Here is a 21,821-nt window from a genome sequence, read left to right on the forward strand (position 1 = left end):
GTGATTCAACATCTAGCAAAACTGCATAAATACCCACCACCTATAGGAACAGCAAGCGCGAGTCTTTATCACCGAGCCATTGGCCTTGCAGGTTAGTATTAAAGGTAGGTACACTGGTATTCAAAACACTGCGGCTACAAAAGCCACTACCTGAGTCACCCGCACCTGATTGCAGATACGAGTCTCCATTCAATAAAAAACATGGACAGGTATAATGACCCCAGAAAAGGAAGCACAATCACTCACCACCGAAGAGCTACTTGCACAACTTCGAGAATTGGATTTAGAGAGTGATTTATACCTTACCTATTACGACGAACTAAGACGACGAAACGTTATTGAGGATGGTAGAGGTTTTATCTACTGGTTTTTTGTTTTAACCCCCGCCATACCTATATTTGGGTTGTATTTCGACCTATTCCGTTTTACAGAACAAAGGGTAATACCAAAAGAAGGTGCCACCTTATGGCTGATGTTTATGCTATTAATATGGGGCCTTGGCATCTTTCGGTATACAGTTCAAATAAATCTGTGTAAAAAATACGCAAAAGAAAACAGGTAGTTCCAAAGTAGGCAATTTTATAGGGAGTGTAATAAATGCTTAAAAACGTTATACCTTTAACAAGCTCTAATAACTGGCAATCTGGTTGGATTATGCGTGTTGCCGAGTCGAGTTATGGCAAGCCTTTAACTGGGCATAAAAGAAATTTAGTTTACTCGATGTTTTTCGGGGTATTTGCCGGTGTTGCTCTCACGGCGTTAGCGTTATGTATTTCGATTTTCTTAATCAAGCATCCCTTTACTAGTGAACTAGTATTAGTTCAAGGAATAGTGTTTCTAAAGTATGCAGTTTTTGTTTTTTTAGTTTCAATGATATCAACAGAAGCAGATGTTCTTGCAAAGAAAATAAAGGAAAATAGGAAACATTACTTTGTACTTGCAGCATTAATAAATATAGGTGCGTCCATAATCGTAGTTTTTCTTAGTCTTGTGTTTTATTTCTACTTCATTAAACCCAGTGAATCTTTTAACACAACTGAATTATACCCCTACGCGAGCCCTAGTGAGGTATCGACCATACAGCCCAACCTTACTTTATCCAACGTAAGAGAGATTTCAGAAAAGAATCTGCTCAAGGTTGAAGATGGAAAAGGAAAAAGTGAGTTAGTTGCGGGTATTGATTTTGACACATTATCAATAGACAAATTTGACGAGTTTCTAGTTAACAGTGGTTTTGAAGAATTCAGCATCAAAACTACCGAGGCACAAATGATATCATCATTTGGCGAAATCAGCCTCTTTCCGGATAAGAATGTAGATTGGAAGCAGTTCCTAGTAGAGCTGGATGATGTGGCTCTCAACAGCCCTCGTTATGTAGATTTTAAGATATCTTCGGCAATAATGAAGGAAGTTCCACTTGAGATTTTAAATGATATCTTAAATAGAGGTCACGAACTCAATGGAAATCACATTACAGGTCTAGCTAAATATTTCACCGTTGAAGAGTTCCAGCAATTGGAGAACTATGGCATTGATTTGTCCGCACACGATTCAATTGGTGGTAGCGCGTTAGATAGATCTTTAATGAATAAACAAGGGCCTGAACTCTTCGAGTACTTATTGACAAAAGACGAATTGGTAATGGCGGAAGACGTCAATGTCGTAAAGGAAGCATTAATGCTCTCTAGCAAATTCAATCGTTCAATAAAATATACTCAACAGCTAATAAACAGAGGCGCGCCTGTGACCGACGAGACAAAAGAGTGGATTGAAACGGAGCTGCGTAAAGAGAATCTAGTCTATTACGCCATTGTAAAATCTCAACTGACCTATTAAAAACAAAATTAGTGCATTATTAAAATCCAATACGACCCATCACTTTTATTGTACTTACTTATTCATACATATGATTTTTGGCGATTTTATATATAAAAAACCACCTGTGTAGCAGGTGGCTTTTGCTTTATTCAACTCCTAATTGCAACCGACGCTCAGCCTCTTCTTTCGACTCCTTACATTGGTGTCGTGCATAGCGCCTTTTTATCTCTTCAATGGCTGAAACTGTGAATCTTTCGCTGCCCTCACTACCGAATAACATGCCAGGTGGTTTGGCGACCCGCTAAGTACCACACTTCTTTGCCATCAAATACCGCGCCTTGCTCTAGCTTAATTTGCACCCATTGGTTATCCCACTCGGGCACCTGCGTTTTAATATTTCCTTCAATGGCATAGGCGGTATTGGCGTACAACGGCCAATCGCCTTGCACTGGAGTTGGGCCTTGGTTGTCCCACATGCCAATGGTCGGCCCCGATGCGTGACCCACAAAACCTAGAGGGTGGGTGTAAGTGCTGCTGAGAATGTTTGCCGCCTTACTGTCTTTAATGGTGTTAGCCAGTATCTCGTTACCCGTTAGCCCTGTTTTGAAGTTGCTGGTGAGGATATCTTGCCAACGATTACCAATCGCCAATGCGTTTTTGAGACCTTGTGGCACATCGGTTTCACCCAATTTAAGTACATAGCCCATTTCTTGGGTATCAGTGCAAAGGTTCAAGTAACAAATGCCCACATCGGTGTGCAATACATCGCCTGGCAGAATAACGCGGTCGCTCTTGCCCATGTACACATCGTCTTTTTTTGTGTCATCACCTTGGCGTTGAATATTCACATAAGGCTGGAACCAAGGGCGTAGTTGCAGCTCTTCAAAGCGTTCACGTATGTACCACGCCACATCGTCGGTGGTGGTCGCCCCGGGAGTGATGACTTTATTTGAGAATGCCTCGGCAATTACACGCCGTGCAATCGTCACCGCCTGCGGATACACATTGAGCTCTTTGTCGCTGCGCGTTTCTAACCATCGCACTACCAGATTTTCAGCGCTCACTAAGCGCTGTTCATACTTCTTCGGCAAGTACTTAACGAGTTGCTGATGCAAGCCAATACTTAAACCATCCGCTAAGGCCCAATCTTTGCTGATATTAATGCCGATACGCTGTGGATCTCGCTCTGCCACGACCTCTGCTAAGCGTTGCCATTGATCTTGCAATGTGCCGCCCTCCCACACCGTTGGGTAAAGCTCGCCAATGGGGTAACGACTCACACTAAAGCGCTCAATACTGCCGTCTTCTTGCTTTGCAAATACCAAAATAGTGGTTCGCCTTGCTGCAAAAGTCGGTTGTGGCACCAGTGTATAAAACAAACGGTCTTCCCCGTATTCACGGTTGACCACCAACCACATATCCAAATCCGCCTCGCGCATTAGCTGTGGCAGTAAGTTATCCAGCCTGTCTGTGACCATGTCATTAATTGGTGCTACGCGGTCTTTAAACGACAATACATCCGGCATCTCGCTAATTTCGCGACCCTGTGAAAATTGCTCAGCAGCGACAGGAGTCCAAAGGCCTAAACAGACCAAAAGTGAACTCAGTAGTGTTTTCATTATTATCCAAGTATTAATTAACTGTCTGTAAGTTAACCAAAACTATAAGAGGTTGTGGTGATAAAACCAAATGGATTGCGTTTAAGCGGATAAATAGTCGCTGTGCCCTTGAAGTAAAAATTACGGCCAAAACCCTTAGGGCTCGTTCAACTCAGCGATTCACTTTTAAGAAAAGATATAAAAACGAGAATAAAAAGACATTAAAGATGTTGCCAAAATGGCCACAAAGTAACAATCTTAACATTTCATGACAATGCATTAACAAACCCAATCCTGCCTTGTCGTGAGCTCAACTAAATCCCAACCAAAAGAGGATGGTTACTATGTTTTCATCTCGTTATGTTCTAAAGCCACTGTTACTTAGTACGATAATATCAGCCCCACTCGCTGCTACCGCTCAGCCAGAGATATCTGAGCCACTGCAGCTGTTCACTCAACCTGCGTTTTCAGTATTGCCATCGAAGCATGGTTTGTCTGCCGTAAGAGGTAAATTGAACGCACAGGCAGTGGTTAATGGCACTGAGCAGATGCTGATGACTCTGCCAAATGGCAGAACGATTACGCTGCAGCGTCACAATAATCGCGGACAACTCAATAATGCCTCGTGGCATGGCCAAGTAATGGGCCGAAAAGACAGTGATGTTAGCTTAACGGTATACAAAGGGTTGGTATTTGGGCGGATCGGCTTAGGTCAACAGACCTATGAAATTCGCAGCAAAGGCGGATACACCGTTGTTGAACAGTTAGACACAGAGTCATTTCCTGAGTGTGATAGCGCCAGCCACGACTTCAATACCGCAAACAACTTTGTTGAGCAAAATGAACAAGCCGCCAATGAGGAAAGCGGCACAGTGATTATCGATTTACTGTCTGTTTATACTCAAGATGCTATCGACAGCGCCGGTGGTGTTGCCGAAGTTAATGCGCTTATACAAGCCGCGGTTGATGTTGCCAATACAACCTTTATAAACAGCCAAGTAAATGCTGAATATCGTTTAGTGCACACTGAGCTCGTAGACTATGACGGCACGCAATCAACTACAGGTGAAGCGCTAAGCTGGGCAAAAAATAGTCCACAAGTGCAAGCTCTACGCGACCAGTACAGTGCCGATATGGTTTCTATTGTCTTAGACACGCCATCAAGCTGCGGCACTGCATACGTGCAACGCTCACCAGGTCTAGACTTTGCTCCTAGCGCTTATCAAGCAACTGATGTCGATTGTGCGGTTGGGAATATGACATTTAGTCACGAGCATGGCCATAACTTAGGCATGGAACACAATCCTGAAAACTCCAGTGCCACGCCCGATAGCGCCTCTTACGAATACTCCTTTGGCCTATACCATGACGGCGATTACCGCACGACCATGTCTTATTCATCACCTTGCAGCAACGGCTGCAGCCGTGTTCCCTACTTTTCCAACCCAGATGTGGTATACAACGGCAAACCCACTGGTATTGCGAATCAGCGTAATAACGCGCAAACAGCGCGCAATACCACACCTATCGTAGAGCAGTTTCGCGCCTCGGTTCCCCCTAGTGGCGACCCTAACGCACAATTTGATACCAATGTGAGTGGCTTAACCGTTAACTTTACTGACTTGTCGGCTGATGCCAATGGCACCATTGAAAGCTGGTTGTGGGACTTTGGCGATGGCGCAACATCAAGCGAACAAAACCCCCAGCACAGCTACCAAGCCAATGGCACTTATTCGGTAAGCTTAACGGTTACGGATAACGACAACGCTACGGATACCAGCACCCAGTCTGTAACCGTGATGGCTCAAGCTCCGGACTCACCGAGCAATTTAGTAGCGAACTACACCTACACTGGCAAAGGAAAAGATAAAACAATCACCGAAGTCGTGTTGGTGTGGAGCGACAATTCCGGCAATGAAACCAGTTTTGAACTAGAACGTTGCTTTGAGACAACTTCGGGCAAAGGCAAAAACCAAACCGTCACCTGTGATTACAGCCTATATCAAACACTCGCGGCGGATACACAAAGCACATCGGTGGGTACTGAGTCAGGCTGGCGCTATCGCGTTCGTGCGCTGAACAATAACGGGGCGTCTGATTATTCAAATTCGGTTATCGTGGACTAAAACCAACAAAAGACTGAATTTGAGTTAAAGAAAAAAGCCGAGCGCTATGCTCGGCTTTTTGTTATCGAGGCAGTGCCTCTTTTCTAGAGCGAATCCCCTTGGAGATTAAAGGCTTGATGCATAAATGCACCAATATGGACACAACACTGAATATTACTACGCCAACAAAAGGCATTGCTGGGCCGGTGAAGAAGGTTGAACCTAACACATAGCCGAGAACACACTCCAAGCGATGTAGTGGGAATACCAAGGCTGCGAGTATTAAGCCAAGTAACACAAACATTGCCACTTCATGATAGCCAAGGCTAAATACCGTTGACTGTGCAACACTAACTAACAGCATTGCCGAAAAAGCGATGCACACATTGCGGTAGAACTTCGATTGGCCACCAGCGTGGTTTGCAGCTCGTTTTTTAATACTGTAAGAGGTGCATAAAACAAGCACAGGCAAAATCACCAGCCCCCACCAATTTGAGACACCCGGCAGGTCTTTTCGCATAAGGAAGTGGTGAGTTACCACTCCACCATTCATAAACTCCCATGCTAAGCACAGCGCTTGAAATACCATTACCCCAATCAGCACACCAATTGTTATTTTATTATGTTGCTGCGTATTCATATGACATCCTTTTATCATTTTTAGTAACTAGACGCGGTTAATTAGCAATTATCGAACCAAAACATAAACCACTAATTTTATTGGCATTTCATCATTTTCACTTGGTCATATTCGTTAAGTTTCGTTGTTTTAAGCTAACTATTAACGCATTAGTCAAAGTGCGCGAGTACACAGCTATCGATTGAAGTGAGGTACTTCTCCTGTTGAGGAAGGAGTGATTCAGTGAGTTGAAAGTGGTTCTAAGCTAGGGCTAGAGCAGTTGCACACAGCAGAACCTCATTCCAAATGCCACTAGAACGAAACGCCAAAAGCATTTTAAGTAGATAGTTCTGCAATCGTTAACTATGGTTAATCAACCTGTTATTCAATGTGAGAGTAATAATCATGTGATGAGCTTAAGCTCACAGCCTTGCAGTAGCTGAATTGAACTTCAAAGCCTCCAAGATTCTATATCTCTAGGGAATGGAAATGAACAAAGCACTTTTTCTGATACTGCCCACCATTATCCTCTTTTCATTTAGCGCTAATGGCGCGCCAAAATCACCAACAACGGATGTTTCCTCAACTGAAACACGCACCTCAATGATTGAAGATGAGAATGGAGCTTATAACGTACTCTCTATTTTTGAATTTGAATACAACAAACGCGGCGAGCTACTCAGAAGAATTCAAAAAGCAGGAAGTGGCGATGTTACGGTTACTTATGTTCATAACAAAAAAGGGCAACTAATAGAAAAACACCTCGTGTATTCAGACCAATATACGAATAAATATACATATAGCTACAACCCAGACGGCACATTTTGGAAGCGAGAATACGATTTACTCAATGACGGCTCTGTTGAGCGCAGTGTTGAAGTCATATACGACAACAATGGCAATATAATGGAGGCGATTCATTTTGGAAACGGAACTTACTACTCTTACAGCTTCGACTACCTCACTCCTACCGCATTTGTAAAAACTCACAGTAATACTGGAAATTTTGATTACTACACCACCGATGATAACGGTAACATTGTGACGAAAAGCCATTATCTAATGGACCAAGTTTACGCCGTGGATCTTCCTCAGTATTCGCTATTGTCTATCTATAACAAGCAAGGAGCATTGCTCGCGGAGTATGAAACCAATGGCTTTGGTTTGGATGCTAAGCGACGATCATACATCTACAGTTACGATGGGGGTTATAATGGCCCTCAACTAGACGATTGGATATACAACTACCTTCAATAATCAGCAAAACGATAAGGAGTTGTGAGAGTAAATCAAGAGCAGAAATAAGGAAAACTTACCTTACTATTGCAGTGCGGTTTGTGAACTAGGTGCTTGCGTCAAATTAATCGGCAACGAGTAGAATGCGTAAGCACTTTTGTTATGCGGCGACTTTAGGGGTACACTCATCTAACAACGTGTAAATACTCAACCCAAGGAAAGGTTATGACTAGATGGACTGTGTTGCTTATAAGCTTACTGTATTCGTTCATGATTAACGCACAGGAATACCCACACCGCCAGAAGCCAACAGATCCCCCGTTATTTGAAACGCTCGCCAAAATGCAAAAGGAGATACTCACAATTGAGCCAAGAAACGGAGTCATCATAGAATATCAGACCATCGCGACTCGAGATTCTGGCTTCTTCCTTTTAGATATTTGTGAAAATACAGATGCCGAACACATTGAGTACGGCTGTTCCACATTCTCAACACTGGGTGTGGACATAGAGTATGGCTTACCTGAATACGGGCAACACAATATTTACTACAAACCTGACTTCATCATAGATGGTTATAAAGTACGTGAAGCTGTAATTATTGACTCAACACTGCAAGAGATCACCTTCAATGACAACTTAACGGGTAGATACTTTCGCATTGGCAGCAATAACGTACTGCACGACCTTATAAAAATGAAAGTCACTCTCGATGATCTCAACCCCTCTGATAATTACTTGGGCACAGATGAAGTGAATAAAGATGCGTTTAAACTGCGAGAAACACGGCCAGTGCAGAATTAACGTTTTTGGCCACCTATAGACACCCTGAGCGCCTATAAATGCCTTGTCTACTTTGTCTTTTATTTATTGAGGGGTGAGGTTAAAGATAGTGCAATCTCCAAACCTGTATCTATGCCCCGTGAAACCCATTGTCCTTACTCAATCAGCGGGGTAATGCTTTGATATTCACAATTCAAGTATTCAATGTGTTCAAGCTCGCTGTTTCTATAGGGGACTAATTGCATAACCAGCTCTCGTGCGTTCCCGTTTCTTTTATATTCGTTTGAATAGGTAAATTTTTGCCTGTTGTCTTGTTGTGAAATGCTCAACGTATCCCCGTTTCTTGACCACAGCATCGGTATCTTATTAACCCTTGCATTGCCGTCTTTGCCAAAGGTGAGTCTGTAGAGCTCGGAACAATTCGTGCTGGTAAATTCGACTTCTGTAATATCAACGGCAAAGTCTGCAGCCAACTGCTCCTGCATAGACATCAGGCCGTTGGTCTTTACTAGGTATAGACCAATATTGTGACCGTCCCGGTATTCGTGATTTCTAACCCTGTTTTTGGCAATGAGTCCTGTAGGGTATCCCTTCTCATTGATGATATTGAGAATTTTAACCAAATCGTCATTATCACCATTATCTTGGGGATAAATAATGAAGCTGCCGAATGCCAGTAGTGGTGGCTCGCGTTCACTTATCAAGACATCAAATCCTGTTGCTTTCAATGCCATCACTATTTCTTTTGTATTGGCTTCAGGCACGTTATAGCTATGAAGATGAACTGTAGTAGGGGCACACGCTGTTAAAGCGAACATGAGAAAAATAACGTAAGTTTTGACCAACTCCTTCGGCATAATAATATCTCTTCCTTAAAAAACGCTTGGGCTGCCCTGTTCAAATAAAAACTAAGCATTAGTGGGACACACACTCTAACATTTCACAAAGCAAGACCAACCTCAATAATATTTAAAACATTATTAGCTAGACACCAAACCTACTATTTTCCACATTCCATACCGCTCTAGGTCCAGTTATAATTAAGCTTTGTTACCCTAACTCCTTATCTCGAACTTCCATGAAAAAGCTCTCCAAAGTCCAGCTAAAACAACAAGCACTGGTGCTCAACGTTGCCGATGCACTCGAACAACAAGCGCGCGCAGAAATACCCGGCATGTTGCAATGCTGGTTTGATGTGGAATACCACTTGTTCCCCGGCTCCCTGCTCCTGTGTTTTCAGTTCGAAAATGACCAAGCTCTAAAGGCCGCAGAACCTCACCTACTCAAATGGCAAAAACGCCTAAGCGCCGCCATGCTGAAAAAAGGCGTGATCCTAAAAGATATGCGCAAGCACTTAACCTTTACCCTGAAAGGGCCAGAGGATTGAGATAGGAGATAAAAGAGGTCAGGTGAATTTGCTGGACTGCACAATGCAAGACCCGCCCCCTTTATTTCCTTCTAGAGTGGGTGTCTGTGTTATTTTTTCCTCTCATGTAAATTCCCTTTAATTTATCTCTAGTTGTTTATTTACCATACACTGTGATTCGAGAGTCTTGAGGAGGTTTGTAAAAGCTAATGTTTTTATAGCCTTCGCTCTCTAGCAACTTAACAAGAGGCTCCAGTTCCTGGAGTTGGTCTGTGCCTGTGGTCGCATCATAAAAACACCCAGAAATTTCAGATTCAAAAGAGCGCGCTCCTTCAACCGAGTCATCGAACACCACATAGTGGTCATCAAAATATTCAGGCCCCCAGATTTGTTGTTTGGCGTATGTCTTCTTTTTCCAGTTCTCCAAACAAGCAACTTGATCTTTTGTCGCAATAAACACTTTCTGATCTTTAGGTTCGGACATTCCCTTGAGCAACACTGCAACCAATACGAGATTGAGTAAAACTGAGGCTATAAGCTTCTTGTCCATCGTTTATCACTCCATTTATAAATGAATATATCGCCGTGTATTTTCTTTGTTCTTTACAGGCACGAAGTTAGAGTGTTCTTCCATTCTATCCCCACGTAAATTTGCACTTACCAAGAATTCCATGGGCAATAAAATAAGAGCTTGATTAAGCAAACGGTAGGCCTTTACCAGACTTAAAGAGCCAGCAATAACCATAATGATAGGGATTATCATCGCGAGAGCACTTTCTAAACTAAAGTACTTATATGCAAACTGATAAAGTACTGCGCCAAAAACCCCTGTGATGGAATAGAAAAAAGATAGAGAAATGAAGCGCCCAAAACGGCTCCACCCACTGTTAAACTTTTCCCGCCATTTAAACGCGTCTTTCTCGTAATCTATATCTATAAATTCGATTTTTTTTCCATACTCTTGAAGGTAGCGAAATGCACCCGGCGTCCAAATGAACCATTCAATTTCTTTATTCGTAAGGTGAGCCCGCGTGAACAAACGTAAGATGACTAAAATTTCTGACAAGTTGGTATTCGCATCAGCACCACAAAGCTTTTGTAATTGCTGGTATAACTCAACTCGTTTGTAGTTCTGTGAACTAAGATCTATATGGATTTTGCTAATAGCGAGCGCAACAGCAAAGACACTAGCTAATAACTTTGCAATTGGCTCAAGGTCAAAATTAAGGATTGCTTCCATTCTTATCGATTAATTCCATGTATAAGTGCTTATTCTTAGCCTACCTCAACTGATAGAGGCATTGCAAAAAGCAAGACTTAGCCCCCCCTCCCAAATATTTTCCACATTCCATAGCGCTCTGGACGCGGTTATAATTATGCTCTATTACCGTAACTCCTTATCTCGAACTTCCATGAAAAAGCTCTCCAAAGTCCAGCTAAAACAACAAGCACTGGTGCTCAACGTTGCCGATGCACTCGAACAACAAGCGCGCGCAGAAATACCCGGCATGTTGCAATGCTGGTTTGACGTGGAGTACCACTTGTTCCCCGGCTCCCTGCTCCTATGTTTTCAATTCGAAAATGACCAAGCACTAAAGGCCGCCGAACCTCACCTACTCAAATGGCAAAAACGCCTAAGCGCCGCCATGCTAAAAAAAGGCGTGATCCTAAAAGATATGCGTAAGCACTTAACCTTTACCCTGAAAGGGCCAGAGGATTGAGATAGGAGATAAAAGAGTTCAGGTGAATTTGCTGGACTGCAGGATGCAGACCGGCCCCATTTTTTTTCCTTTTTGGAGGGGGTGTCTTGTTATTCCCTCCTCCGTAGCAGCCTAGAATTGTTTGCTTGAATATCAGCCACACCCTTCTCGACCCGTTAACGCCTATAGTTCCTAATGAACGGATATTTCAGATGACGTTACCTTTTAGGATTTATCATATTGAACACAAATATTGGTTATTTCTGCAGTCAAGCCAAATGAAAATATCCTCTCTGTATCTTATCTACCTGAAGTGGGTGTTTTGTTTGTTCCGGTTTGGTCCACTTGTTCCTCCCCTTCATTCCTACCAGCTTCACTATCATGGAAATCAACCACTTCTGCCCTATCGATTACTGAACTTTCACTCTCGTCAGAACTCTCAGCAAAATTGGCCCACTTAACTTTTGCCTCATTTACGTGCTTTTCCGTTATTGCATCTCCAACATTTTTTGCAGTCAAAGCTAATGCAGCGACATCGTCAGTGAACCCCACTCCCGCTATAAAGTCAGGAACTAAATCAGTGGGTAACACAAAGTAAGCGAGGCCCGCTCCTAATATCGCTTTAGTCTGAGTGGGTGTATCCGTGTCAACCATCGCTATGTAAGTTTGCATTACCAGAACATATAACTCTTCACCGACTTTCTTTGCCGAACTTTTAAGCTTTTCAGCGAGAGAGCGCTTGTCTGGAGTTTCGCTACCTCTTGTCCAATCCTCTATTACAGCTAAGTTAATGGATTTAAGTTTAGCTGAAACCTTTTTACTAACTCCAGCTTCATCAAACTTATTCTTAATATTGTTTGATGCCTCACTAGCCGAGCTAGCTACTTTAGCTGCTTTATCTTTAAACTTTTTAAACATTTCGACATCCTTGCTTTGAAATATAAACCTTCATTTAAGTCTGGTTAATTCGTAGATAGAAAAGCTTATTCTGAACCCTCTAAATTTACCCTACTATTACTTTGTTAACCTTTGACAACTCGATAGCTCTAAACCCACTTTATCTAGGTAAGTAATCGTTAGCAAAAAGTAATAAAAGTGAGCGTCTTATCTATTTTATCTGCTTGAGAATTAAAATGTTAGCGATTAACATGACAGATTAACAAGTTATATAATGGATTGCGGTTGAACGAAATATGCGAATTAGGGACTCAAAGCATAAAAAAGCTAACCGAAAAATATCAGAGAAGCGTTTGCGCTCTCAGCGAGGCGGTGGCAAAAAATTTAGCGGTACGAGGAAATATCCAGATAAAAAATCTCGCTTAAAGTCAGAGCTGAAAGTTATAGCGCCTCAGCAAATAGACTTATATAAGCCTAAGGTACATACTAAAACAATGGCGTTCATGATCAATCTTGAGAAGAAAGCCGTCGAAGCGAATGCTAGCGGAGCCACACTTCGGATCTGCTTTAGGAACACCTCTTTAATCACTGCAGCTGCAGGTATTGTTCTACTCTCTACGACGGAAGTTTTGCTTAGGCGCTTTCCTACGCTAAAGGTCAAAATCACGAGACCTCCAAATACCAGAAGTAAAAATGAGACTGAAAGAACAAATGTTGTACATGCTGTTTTAGAACGAATTGGGTTCTATCGAATATTACGTTTAGGTCCTTTTAAAACAAAGTCATTCCCACATGTAGATAACTGGTACATTGGTTCTTCCGATCAAGTTGAAGGGGAAAGCTTGTCGGATGCAATTAAAATTACAGGAGATCTTGGCGTAAAGACGAAAGAGCTATACCGCAGTGGTATTGAAGCTATAAGCAACGCAGTTGAGCATGCATATTCTAATTTAATTCCAACCCGAAAACTTTTTCCAGTAAAGAAATGGTGGATATTTGTTGGAATAATTAATTCGCAACTCATAATTCTAGTATGCGACAGAGGCCATGGTATCCCAAATACACTGCCCTATACTCAAAGTGAATCTTTACTCAAACAAATAACCCAAACCTTAAAGAATTTCTATAAGGATAAGAAAAACCAATCTCCCGTCAGTGGTGACGCTTTTCAAATTCATGCTTCCACACTAGTGAAAGAGACGAGAACAAAAATGACTCATCGAGGCAAGGGGGGACAAGACATAAAGAGCTTTGTGACAGCTCACGATGGAGCTCAATTGATAATATTTTCTAACAAAGGGACTTATCAATACAAAGGAAAAGGGTCAAAGTACGTTGAATTAGGTTACAATAACCACCATTCTATAGGTGGGACAGTAATACAGTGGTCAATACCAATAAAACCGGAATAAGAGTGCTACAAAGTGCAAATTATTAAAGTAAAAGATTTTTCAAGGTTCCCTGGACCTAGGTACATAAAGCTAGGTAAGTATAGCGGAGAGGAATTTCGCGATAATGTTTTGATACCTGCAATTTTAGAGCATAATCTTGTTAAAGTAGATTTGGATGGAACAGTTGGATATGGTTCATCATTTCTCGACGAAGCTTTTGCAGGTTTACTCCGAAAAGGTATTTCTCAAGACATTGTATGGGGCATAATCAACCATCTAAAATCTGACGAAGATGAAATTCTCATAGAAGAGATAAAAGGTTATGTCGAAGATGAAATAGAAAAAGATTAATGAATTGTTTCTATAACGTCTGAGGCCACTATGCATTTAAATGGAATAGCTTGGTTAGAGCTAATAATCTCGATACTTTTAGTACTACTGGGTACTGGAATCGGTTTCTTTATAAGAGCCTTTTTTCAAAAGAAGAAATCTAGAGTTGATATTACGAATAAGCTAATAGATAAGCTAGAGGCAATATTAGACGAAATGCGTGGCCATGCATTTGAACTTATAAAATCTGACGAATCAAATTTGATAGAGGTAACCCATCATATATTTGTGGCTCAAAACAGTCGTATTAAGGCTGTATGTAATCAACTAAATGATATAAATCCGCACTTTCCCGCTGTTCAGGATAAGCTCCTAGAGTTAAAAAAGAGCTGTGACCAAATCATTGAACATCAGAGTGAAGCGACAGTATACGGAGCATTAATCTCCGCTCAACAAGAGCTTCTACACACATACAAATACGTAATATCTGGCTACTTCAAATGATATTTGGAGTAATATCTCAGGTAAAAAGTTACAATTTTTAAGTTACCCCTTGATATATGGTTAATTAGCACCAAGTACTTTCAAATTTATTTAACTGAAGTTTTGGCTCCAAAATACAAAAATCTCAACAAGATATCCAAGTATAGATTCGCGTTTCCGAGCTCAGCTTTTGTTACGCAGTGTGTTGGTGACAGCTAAGCAGGACGCCAAGCTAGAGCTAGCATTCATGTCAGCAGCTCACAGCATCCAGTCCCCCTGCATTTGCGCTGAGCATGACGGAGTTGATAGCACAATTTGACCTTGGATGGTCAAATTAAGCGAACCGAGGCAGGGATAGCCGAGTTTCGCTGTGTGCGTGGGCAACGCCAACAAGCGCAAGCAAAAAGCGAATGCGGGGGTGTCCTAGGAGATCCAAGAGGAAATGGACAAGCATTTCCTTTTGGCCGAAGTCGGCGGCCCGACCAGGGAGTAATTTGAAAAGCCATGTTATCCAGCATTCCTCAGCAATTATGAAATCTTATATTAGCCTTTGTCGGCCTAAAGACCGACCTACAACCTTGGCGGTAAAGACCAACCTACAAGACATGCGGCCTTATTGGCAATGTGCCACCGCATTGTCGGCCTGAAGACCGACCTACAGGTCGCCAAGTTTTGCATTATTACAACAGCTCAAAACTTTCCGCCATGCACCCAACTAACAGCACCCTATCCCCCGTTAAATTCGCGCTGTAGAAATCAGCTTTTGTTGCGAAGCGTGCTGGTGTCAGCGAGGCACGACGCCGAGCTAGATTTACCAGCACAGGGATGTGCTGTTAAATCGTGTCAGCAGCTAAGCAGAGCGTTTAACAAAAGATATGAGTTCGAAAGCAATTGCGAATTACGGGTTCGCGGAGTTTCCAAAGAGGGAGTCGAATCACTCCCTCTTTGGTTGTCGTCGCCAACGCGACAAAATACCAATGTGAAAGAATACTCTCACCCGTTAACACCAGAGCAAATTCGAGAAAATAACCCTTTATTGTCGGCCTTATCGGCAATATGCTCCTGCATTGCCCTACTACCGACATCCATGTCGGCAAAGACCGACCTACAAGCGAACTACTAGCGACCTACAAGCACAAAAAAAAGCGCCCCTTTTCAGGGGCGCTTTCCAAATGTTGTTAATCAGCCCTCGCTCTGCAGCGAGAATAAAGCCAATTACTCGTCGCGATACGTATCTACCGCAGGACAAGAACAAATAAGGTTACGGTCACCGAACACGTCATCGATACGTGTTACTGTTGGCCAGAACTTGTTCTTCGCTACGCTTTCAACTGGGAATGCAGCATAGAAACGGTCGTATGCGCGGTTCCAGTCGTTGCCTAGTACGTCTGCTTGCGTGTGCGGCGCGTATACTAGCGGGTTGTCTTCAATTGACCATTCGCCGTTAGCAATCTTGTCGATTTCGCTCTTGATTGACACCATCGCTTCGATGAAACGGTCGATCTCAACTTTAGACTCAGATTCAGTTGGCTCAATCATCAATGTGCCCGCTACTGGGAACGACATTGTTGGTGAATGGAAACCGTAGTCCATTAAGCGCTTAGCGATATCCATTTCAGACACACCAGTGGCTTCTTTAAGTGGGCGTAGGTCAACAATACACTCGTGCGCAACGCGGTTGTTACGGCCACGGTATAGAATTGGGTAATGCTCGCTTAGCTTTTCAGCTAGGTAGTTTGCATTCACAATCGCTGTTTCTGTTGCTTCACGTAGGCCTTCGCTACCCATCATGGCGATATATGCCCATGAAATTGGTAGGATTGCCGCAGAGCCGTAAGGAGCAGCTGACACCGCGCCGTTGTCTACGTTTGTACCCGGTACGTTGATTACGCTGTGGTTAGGCATAAATGGCGCTAGGTGTGATTTAACACCGATTGGGCCAACACCTGGGCCACCGCCACCGTGTGGGATACAGAATGTTTTGTGTAGGTTAAGGTGCGATACGTCTGAACCGATAAAGCCTGGGCTTGTTACACCTACTTGCGCGTTCATGTTCGCGCCATCCATATAAACTTGGCCGCCGTGCTGGTGCACGATGTCGCAAATTTCACGGATTGTTTCTTCGTATACACCGTGTGTAGACGGGTATGTGATCATGATGCACGATAGGTTCTCTGACACTTCTTCAGCTTTCGCTTTAAGGTCAGCCATATCCACGTTACCTTGCTTGTCGCAATCAACAACCACAATCTTCATGCTAGCCATTTGTGCTGATGCAGGGTTAGTACCGTGTGCAGAGCTTGGGATCAAACATACGTTACGGTGACCTTCGCCACGTGACTCGTGGTATTTACGAATCGCGATAAGACCTGCGTATTCACCCTGTGCACCTGAGTTAGGCTGTAGTGATACTGCATCGTAACCTGTGATGTTTACTAACCAGTCGTGTAGCTCGTTGATCATCACTTGGTAACCTGCCGCTTGATCCAATGGGCAGAATGGGTGCAAGTTTGCAAACTCTGGCCATGTGATTGGGATCATCTCTGCTGTCGCGTTTAGTTTCATCGTACATGAACCTAACGAGATCATTGAGTGGTTAAGCGATAAGTCTTTGTTTTCTAGACGCTTGATATAACGAAGCATCTCAGTTTCGCTGTGGTACGAGTTGAAGTTCGGGTGCGTTAACACTTCGTCATCACGTACTAGACTAGCTGGGATAGACTGTGAACCATTGGCGCTGATTTGTGCATCAAGTGCTGCTACGTCTAGACCATGACCTTCACCTAGGATGATGTCGAATAGCTCTAGTACGTCTTCACGAGTTGTGGTCTCAGATACAGAGATTGAGTACTCACCTGCGTGGTTAGTCGCGAAGTTAACTTCTGCTGCCAGTGCGCGTGCAATAACTTCGTCTTTGTTATCAGCAACAACAGTGATGGTGTCGAACCATGTGTCGTGCTTAAGCGCTACGCCTTTCTCTTTAAGGCCAGCAGCTAGGATGTCAGCAAAACGGTGGATACGCTCAGCGATTGTTTTCAGACCTTGTGGGCCGTGGTAAACCGCGTAGAACGCTGCCATGTTCGCTAGTAACACCTGTGCAGTACAGATGTTTGAGTTCGCTTTTTCACGGCGGATGTGCTGTTCACGTGTTTGCATTGCCATACGCAATGCGTCGTTACCTAGGCGGTCTTTTGACACACCGATGATACGACCTGGTAGTGAACGCTTGTATGCATCACGCGTGGTGAAGAATGCCGCGTGTGGACCACCGTAGCCCATAGGAACACCAAAACGCTGTGCAGAACCAAGTACCACGTCTGCACCTAGTTTACCTGGTGCTTTAAGTAGCATAAGCGCCATGATGTCTGCAGCAACACACGCAAGTGCTTTTTTGCTTTGTACAGCAGCGATAAGGTCAGTTAAATCAACCACTTCACCGCTTGTTGTTGGATACTGGAATAAGGCACCGAAGATCTCATGGTTTGCAGCTTCGCTTGCAGGACCAATGATGATGTCAAAACCAAACTGCTCGGCACGTGTTTTTACTACGTCGATAGTTTGTACGTGAACGTCTTCTGCGATGAAGAATGCATTCGCTTTTTTCGCTTTAGAAACGCGCTTTGCAAGTGCCATTGCTTCAGCAGCAGCAGTTGACTCGTCAAGTAGTGACGCGCTTGCAAGGTCAAGGCCGGTCAAGTCCATTGATAGCGTTTGGAAGTTAAGTAGTGATTCCAAACGACCTTGTGCAATCTCTGGCTGGTAAGGCGTGTATGCTGTGTACCAACCTGGGTTTTCTAAAACGTTACGCAGGATCACGTGAGGTACATGTGTCGGGTGGTAACCCTGACCAATGTATGATTTGAATACCTTGTTTTGGCTAGCTACTGATTTTAGGTAGCTCAGGGTTTCAACCTCAGTGCGGCTTTCGCCAATTTGCAGGCCGTTCTCAAGACGAATGCTAGCAGGAACAGTTTGTTCCATAAGCTCTTCAACACTCGATACTCCAAGAGCGCTAAGCATGTCGCTCATTTGCGCCGGGCTCGGGCCAATGTGACGACGAATAAAATCTTGCTTTTGCTCTAACTGTTCAAGAGATTTGGCATTTGACATATGTCCAGATTCCTATGATCCAAGAAATTTAATGCGATTTGGTGGGGGTTTTGCCTACAAACAAGGCGTTACACCAAACCTGTAAAGGTGCCGATATGGCGGCACATAAACTTAAAAAGCCCCGAAACGGGGCTTTTTAGGGCCGCAGCCCAAACGAATATTACTCGTCGTCGATGCTGTTCGTGTAGCCTTCAGCGTCAAGTAAGTTATCAAGCTCAGACTCGTCTGACGCTTTAATACGGAACAACCAGCCGTCACCGTATGGGTCTGAGTTAACTGTCTCAGGCGCGTCTTCTAGTTCTTCGTTGATTGCAACGATTTCACCGCCGATTGGCGCGTAGATGTCTGAAGCAGCTTTTACAGACTCAGCAACTGCACAGTCTTCACCTGCGTCAACTTCGTCACCCACTTCTGGTAATTCTACGAATACCATGTCGCCTAGAAGCTCTTGCGCGTGCTCAGTGATACCTACAGTGTAAGTACCATCGCCTTCAGCGCGTACCCACTCGTGTGAACTAGCGTACTTTAACTCGCTTGGAATGTTGCTCATTGTCTGTTCCTTTGGTGTAAATTTAAATTCTTATACTACGGCTTTACCTTGACGCACAAAGCAAGGCTTAACCACTTTAACATTGACTAATTTTTTACGCATTTCAACTTGCGCTGTGTCGCCGATTTCGCGCGGTACACGTGCAAGTGCAATACTGTGACCTAGTGTAGGTGAGAAAGTACCCGAGGTGATCACCCCTTCGCCTGCATCACAAATTACTTTTAGGCCACCGCGTAACACGCCTTTTTCTTCAAGCACAAGACCAACAAGTTTGTCAGTGCTCTTATCAGCGCGTTGTTGTTCTACTACTTCACGGCCGATGAAGTTACGCTCAGCTGGTTCCCAAGCAATGGTCCAAGCCATGTTCGCCGCAAGTGGCGACACGCTTTCGTCCATGTCTTGACCGTATAGGTTCATACCCGCTTCAAGACGTAGTGTGTCACGAGCACCTAGACCTGCTGGCGCTACGCCTGCGTCTAGAAGCTGCTGCCATAGGTCAGCTGCTTGCTCGTTTGGTACTACGATTTCGTACCCATCTTCGCCAGTATAGCCTGTTGTGGCGATAAATAAATCACCCGCTTGCACACCAAAGAATGGCTTCATGTCTGCCACTGCTTCTTGTTGCGCTGCGCTTAATACTGTTGCTGTTTTCGCTTTCGCGTTAGGGCCTTGAACCGCAATCATTGCAAACTCTGGGCGCTCTGTAACAGTCACGCTGAAATCAGCAGAAACTACGCTTAGGTGCGCTAAGTCTTTTTCACGCGTTGCTGAGTTAACAACTAGGCGGTACTCAGTGTCGCTGAAGAAATAGATGATCAAATCGTCGATCACACCGCCTTGCTCGTTAAGCATACCTGTGTAAAGTGCTTTACCCGGTACAGTTAACTTAGCAACGTCATTAGCTACAAGTTTTTGTAGGAATGCTTTTGCGTCATCGCCTTGAACGTCAACGATGGTCATGTGTGATACGTCGAACATGCCAGCATCGGTACGCACAGCGTTGTGTTCTTCGATTTGCGAACCGTAGTTGATCGGCATATCCCAGCCGAAGAAATCAACCATTTTGGCACCAGCTTCTAGGTGCTTGGCATGTAGAGGTGTTTTAGAAGACATAATATTCCTTCACTTTTTACAAACCCAGTATGGTGGGCGTGGCCTCATAAATTGAGGGGGAATAACATGGGCCGCGATTATACATAAGTTGTTCGCCGCTGACACCCAAATTAATAATTACTTTTGTAACATCTGTTAGAAAAAGCGTACATTTCTTCCGGCGTCATTTAAGCAGCATCTGCTTGGGGGTTAAAACGCGCACCGGTCAAACTATTGGTCAGTGTATTCAATGTGTGCGGATGTGCAAACACGCGGTAGTATTGCTCACCGTTATCAGCACTGGCCACCACAAAACAGGCATCACATTGCACGCCATAATGCTGGGTGACTTGGCCAAGCGCCATACCCATATATAAGCTAAATTGCGTGCTTAAAAACTCTTCGGCATCAGGGCCACTAAAGTGCAAACTGGCAAGCTCGGGGCGCGGCATCACATCCACATCAAACTGCTCGCTGGCTTCAATAAGAATTGCTGTTAGTTTTGGCGCATCATTAGTGACAATACGCAGCGCTGTGTCGCTTAAGAAAAATACATCGAATGACACACCGATATCAGTTAAGTCGTAGCGCACTGCCATACCGGATTTGGTTGCCCAGTTTAGGGTGCTGCTTTTTAAGCTTTGCAATAACAACAACACTTCTGAGCCACCTAAATCGATGATTTGCTCGTGTGCATTTACAAAGGTATTGGTGCTGGCATCAACTGCCCCGTGATGACGGGCAAAAAAGAGTGATTGAATTGCCATGGCTGCCTCAACTGATAATTTTTAACTTGATGGCAGTATAGAGCTGGGCTTTTTCAACAACAAATTGTAATTTTTTATCGATTGATAAATAATGCAAATGTATTTTAAGCAATAAATTTCGATAGCTAATATGAAAAACATCCCAATGGACAGCCTGCGTACTTTGGTCACCGTGGTAGACGTAGGTGGCTTTGCAAAGGCAGGTGAATTACTGGGTTTATCGCAACCAGCGGTGAGTTTGCAGATTAAACGACTCGAAGATCTACTCGGTCGCAAGCTGTTTAAAAAGCAAGGTCAGCGCCAAGTGCTTAATCACCAAGGTGAACAACTGCTCCCCTTAGCTAAGCAAATTCTCAAAGAGAATGATGCCATCTTGCAGCTGTTCAGCAATGAAACGGTGACAGGTAAAGTACGTTTGGGGATCCCCAGTGAATTCGCGGCGAGTATTTTGCCCTCGATCATTGGCGATTTTGTGTCGCTGTATCCGGATGTATCGTTGGAAGTGAAATCAGAGCTCAGCAAGCAACTGATGCATGTGAGTAATCGCGATGAGTTTGATTTGGTGCTGACGCTGGTAGAGCAATTAGATAACCCCCACTATCCGAGCTTTTTGCAAGATGACCTAGTGTGGGTAGGTAACACCGCCATTAGCCCGAGCACACCTGTGACTTTGGTGGTGGCGCCACAAGGTTGTATTTATCGCCGTCGTGCGATTGAAGCGCTGGAGCAAGCGGGTATTCCTTGGCGCGTGGTTTACACCAACGCCGACTTAACTGGCTTAACAGCGGCTATTAAAGAGCAATTGGGGATCACTGTATTGGCGCGTAAAACGGTGCCGGAAGAGTTGCCGTTTACAACCAGCACCGATGTACTGCCTGCGCTTGGCCAAGTGGGAATTAGTTTAATCAAACGTGCTCAAGAACCCGCCAATGCCATCGATAAACTGGCCGAGTTTATTACCTTACGCTTGAGCTAG

The 21,821-nt window shown here is 43.9% G+C and carries 21 protein-coding genes; 11 read left to right on the forward strand and 10 right to left on the reverse strand.

Annotation, left to right across the window (positions count from 1 at the left end):
• Positions 1-214: 214 nt before the first annotated feature.
• Entirely contained in the window at positions 215-562 is a 348-nt protein-coding gene (locus V1358_RS03915; protein ID WP_347392662.1) for a hypothetical protein, read from the forward strand.
• Positions 563-597: 35 nt separating this feature from the next.
• On the forward strand, positions 598-1,836 hold the full coding sequence (locus tag V1358_RS03920; protein ID WP_347392663.1) for a hypothetical protein: 1,239 nt from the start codon (positions 598-600) through the stop codon (positions 1,834-1,836).
• Positions 1,837-2,084: 248 nt separating this feature from the next.
• On the opposite strand, the gene V1358_RS03925 is transcribed toward V1358_RS03920, so the two are convergent.
• Positions 2,085-3,437 (reverse strand): M24 family metallopeptidase, encoded by a 1,353-nt coding sequence (locus V1358_RS03925; protein WP_347392664.1) that lies wholly within the window; start codon positions 3,435-3,437, stop codon positions 2,085-2,087.
• A 323-nt stretch (positions 3,438-3,760) separates the two neighbouring features.
• On the opposite strand from V1358_RS03925, the gene V1358_RS03930 reads away from it, so the two are divergent.
• Complete coding sequence (locus V1358_RS03930) at positions 3,761-5,542, forward strand: PKD domain-containing protein (protein WP_347392665.1); 1,782 nt, start codon at positions 3,761-3,763, stop codon at positions 5,540-5,542.
• Between the two features lie 61 nt (positions 5,543-5,603).
• Here V1358_RS03930 and V1358_RS03935 read toward each other — a convergent pair whose 3' ends face one another.
• Positions 5,604-6,161 carry a hypothetical protein gene (locus V1358_RS03935; RefSeq protein WP_347392666.1) on the reverse strand — a complete coding sequence of 186 codons (558 nt, stop codon included), beginning with the start codon at positions 6,159-6,161 and terminating at the stop codon, positions 5,604-5,606.
• Positions 6,162-6,629: 468 nt separating this feature from the next.
• Here V1358_RS03935 and V1358_RS03940 point away from each other — a divergent pair, with 468 nt between their 5' ends.
• Together V1358_RS03940 and V1358_RS03945 are read left to right on the forward strand one after the other, a co-directional pair.
• Positions 6,630-7,397, forward strand: a complete 768-nt coding sequence (locus tag V1358_RS03940) for a hypothetical protein (protein ID WP_347392667.1) — start codon at positions 6,630-6,632, stop codon at positions 7,395-7,397.
• Between the two features lie 204 nt (positions 7,398-7,601).
• Positions 7,602-8,180 carry a hypothetical protein gene (locus tag V1358_RS03945; RefSeq protein WP_347392668.1) on the forward strand — a complete coding sequence of 193 codons (579 nt, stop codon included), beginning with the start codon at positions 7,602-7,604 and terminating at the stop codon, positions 8,178-8,180.
• 134 nt (positions 8,181-8,314) lie between these two features.
• Here the strand turns inward: V1358_RS03945 and V1358_RS03950 are convergent, their stop codons facing one another.
• Positions 8,315-9,016 (reverse strand): hypothetical protein, encoded by a 702-nt coding sequence (locus tag V1358_RS03950; protein WP_347392669.1) that lies wholly within the window; start codon positions 9,014-9,016, stop codon positions 8,315-8,317.
• A 221-nt stretch (positions 9,017-9,237) separates the two neighbouring features.
• Between V1358_RS03950 and V1358_RS03955 the strand changes: the two genes are divergently transcribed.
• Positions 9,238-9,546, forward strand: coding sequence for a hypothetical protein (locus tag V1358_RS03955; protein WP_347392670.1), 309 nt, complete (start codon positions 9,238-9,240; stop codon positions 9,544-9,546).
• A gap of 136 nt (positions 9,547-9,682) precedes the next feature.
• Here the strand turns inward: V1358_RS03955 and V1358_RS03960 are convergent, their stop codons facing one another.
• Together V1358_RS03960 and V1358_RS03965 are read right to left on the reverse strand one after the other, a co-directional pair.
• Positions 9,683-10,075, reverse strand: coding sequence for a hypothetical protein (locus V1358_RS03960; protein WP_347392671.1), 393 nt, complete (start codon positions 10,073-10,075; stop codon positions 9,683-9,685).
• Between the two features lie 15 nt (positions 10,076-10,090).
• Positions 10,091-10,765: a hypothetical protein gene (locus V1358_RS03965; protein WP_347392672.1), complete on the reverse strand. Its 675-nt coding sequence runs from the start codon at positions 10,763-10,765 to the stop codon at positions 10,091-10,093.
• Between the two features lie 172 nt (positions 10,766-10,937).
• On the opposite strand from V1358_RS03965, the gene V1358_RS03970 reads away from it, so the two are divergent.
• On the forward strand, positions 10,938-11,246 hold the full coding sequence (locus tag V1358_RS03970) for a hypothetical protein (protein WP_347392670.1): 309 nt from the start codon (positions 10,938-10,940) through the stop codon (positions 11,244-11,246).
• Positions 11,247-11,525: 279 nt separating this feature from the next.
• On the opposite strand, the gene V1358_RS03975 is transcribed toward V1358_RS03970, so the two are convergent.
• On the reverse strand, positions 11,526-12,143 hold the full coding sequence (locus V1358_RS03975; RefSeq protein ID WP_347392673.1) for a YkvA family protein: 618 nt from the start codon (positions 12,141-12,143) through the stop codon (positions 11,526-11,528).
• 275 nt (positions 12,144-12,418) lie between these two features.
• Between V1358_RS03975 and V1358_RS03980 the strand changes: the two genes are divergently transcribed.
• From V1358_RS03980 to V1358_RS03990, 3 genes are read left to right on the forward strand one after another with little or no spacing between them, the layout of a single operon-like run.
• The gene (locus V1358_RS03980) at positions 12,419-13,534 is read left to right on the forward strand and encodes a hypothetical protein (RefSeq protein ID WP_347392674.1); all 1,116 of its coding nucleotides are present in this window, start codon (positions 12,419-12,421) and stop codon (positions 13,532-13,534) included.
• Between the two features lie 12 nt (positions 13,535-13,546).
• The gene (locus tag V1358_RS03985; RefSeq protein ID WP_347392675.1) at positions 13,547-13,864 is read left to right on the forward strand and encodes an STAS-like domain-containing protein; all 318 of its coding nucleotides are present in this window, start codon (positions 13,547-13,549) and stop codon (positions 13,862-13,864) included.
• 30 nt (positions 13,865-13,894) lie between these two features.
• Positions 13,895-14,347, forward strand: coding sequence for a hypothetical protein (locus V1358_RS03990; RefSeq protein WP_347392676.1), 453 nt, complete (start codon positions 13,895-13,897; stop codon positions 14,345-14,347).
• Between the two features lie 1,194 nt (positions 14,348-15,541).
• Here the strand turns inward: V1358_RS03990 and gcvP are convergent.
• From gcvP to V1358_RS04010, 4 genes are all read right to left on the reverse strand, one after another.
• Complete coding sequence (gcvP, locus tag V1358_RS03995; protein WP_347392677.1) at positions 15,542-18,436, reverse strand: aminomethyl-transferring glycine dehydrogenase; 2,895 nt, start codon at positions 18,434-18,436, stop codon at positions 15,542-15,544.
• 160 nt (positions 18,437-18,596) lie between these two features.
• Positions 18,597-18,986, reverse strand: a complete 390-nt coding sequence (gcvH, locus tag V1358_RS04000; protein WP_347388844.1) for a glycine cleavage system protein GcvH — start codon at positions 18,984-18,986, stop codon at positions 18,597-18,599.
• Positions 18,987-19,016: 30 nt separating this feature from the next.
• Entirely contained in the window at positions 19,017-20,099 is a 1,083-nt protein-coding gene (gene gcvT / locus V1358_RS04005; protein WP_347388843.1) for a glycine cleavage system aminomethyltransferase GcvT, read from the reverse strand.
• 167 nt (positions 20,100-20,266) lie between these two features.
• Positions 20,267-20,845, reverse strand: a complete 579-nt coding sequence (locus V1358_RS04010; RefSeq protein ID WP_347388842.1) for a hypothetical protein — start codon at positions 20,843-20,845, stop codon at positions 20,267-20,269.
• A gap of 130 nt (positions 20,846-20,975) precedes the next feature.
• On the opposite strand from V1358_RS04010, the gene V1358_RS04015 reads away from it, so the two are divergent.
• The gene (locus tag V1358_RS04015; protein WP_347388841.1) at positions 20,976-21,821 is read left to right on the forward strand and encodes a LysR substrate-binding domain-containing protein; all 846 of its coding nucleotides are present in this window, start codon (positions 20,976-20,978) and stop codon (positions 21,819-21,821) included.

Source organism: Pseudoalteromonas pernae, from assembly GCF_039831865.1.
In the GTDB taxonomy this organism is placed as follows: Bacteria; Pseudomonadota; Gammaproteobacteria; order Enterobacterales; family Alteromonadaceae; genus Pseudoalteromonas; species Pseudoalteromonas pernae.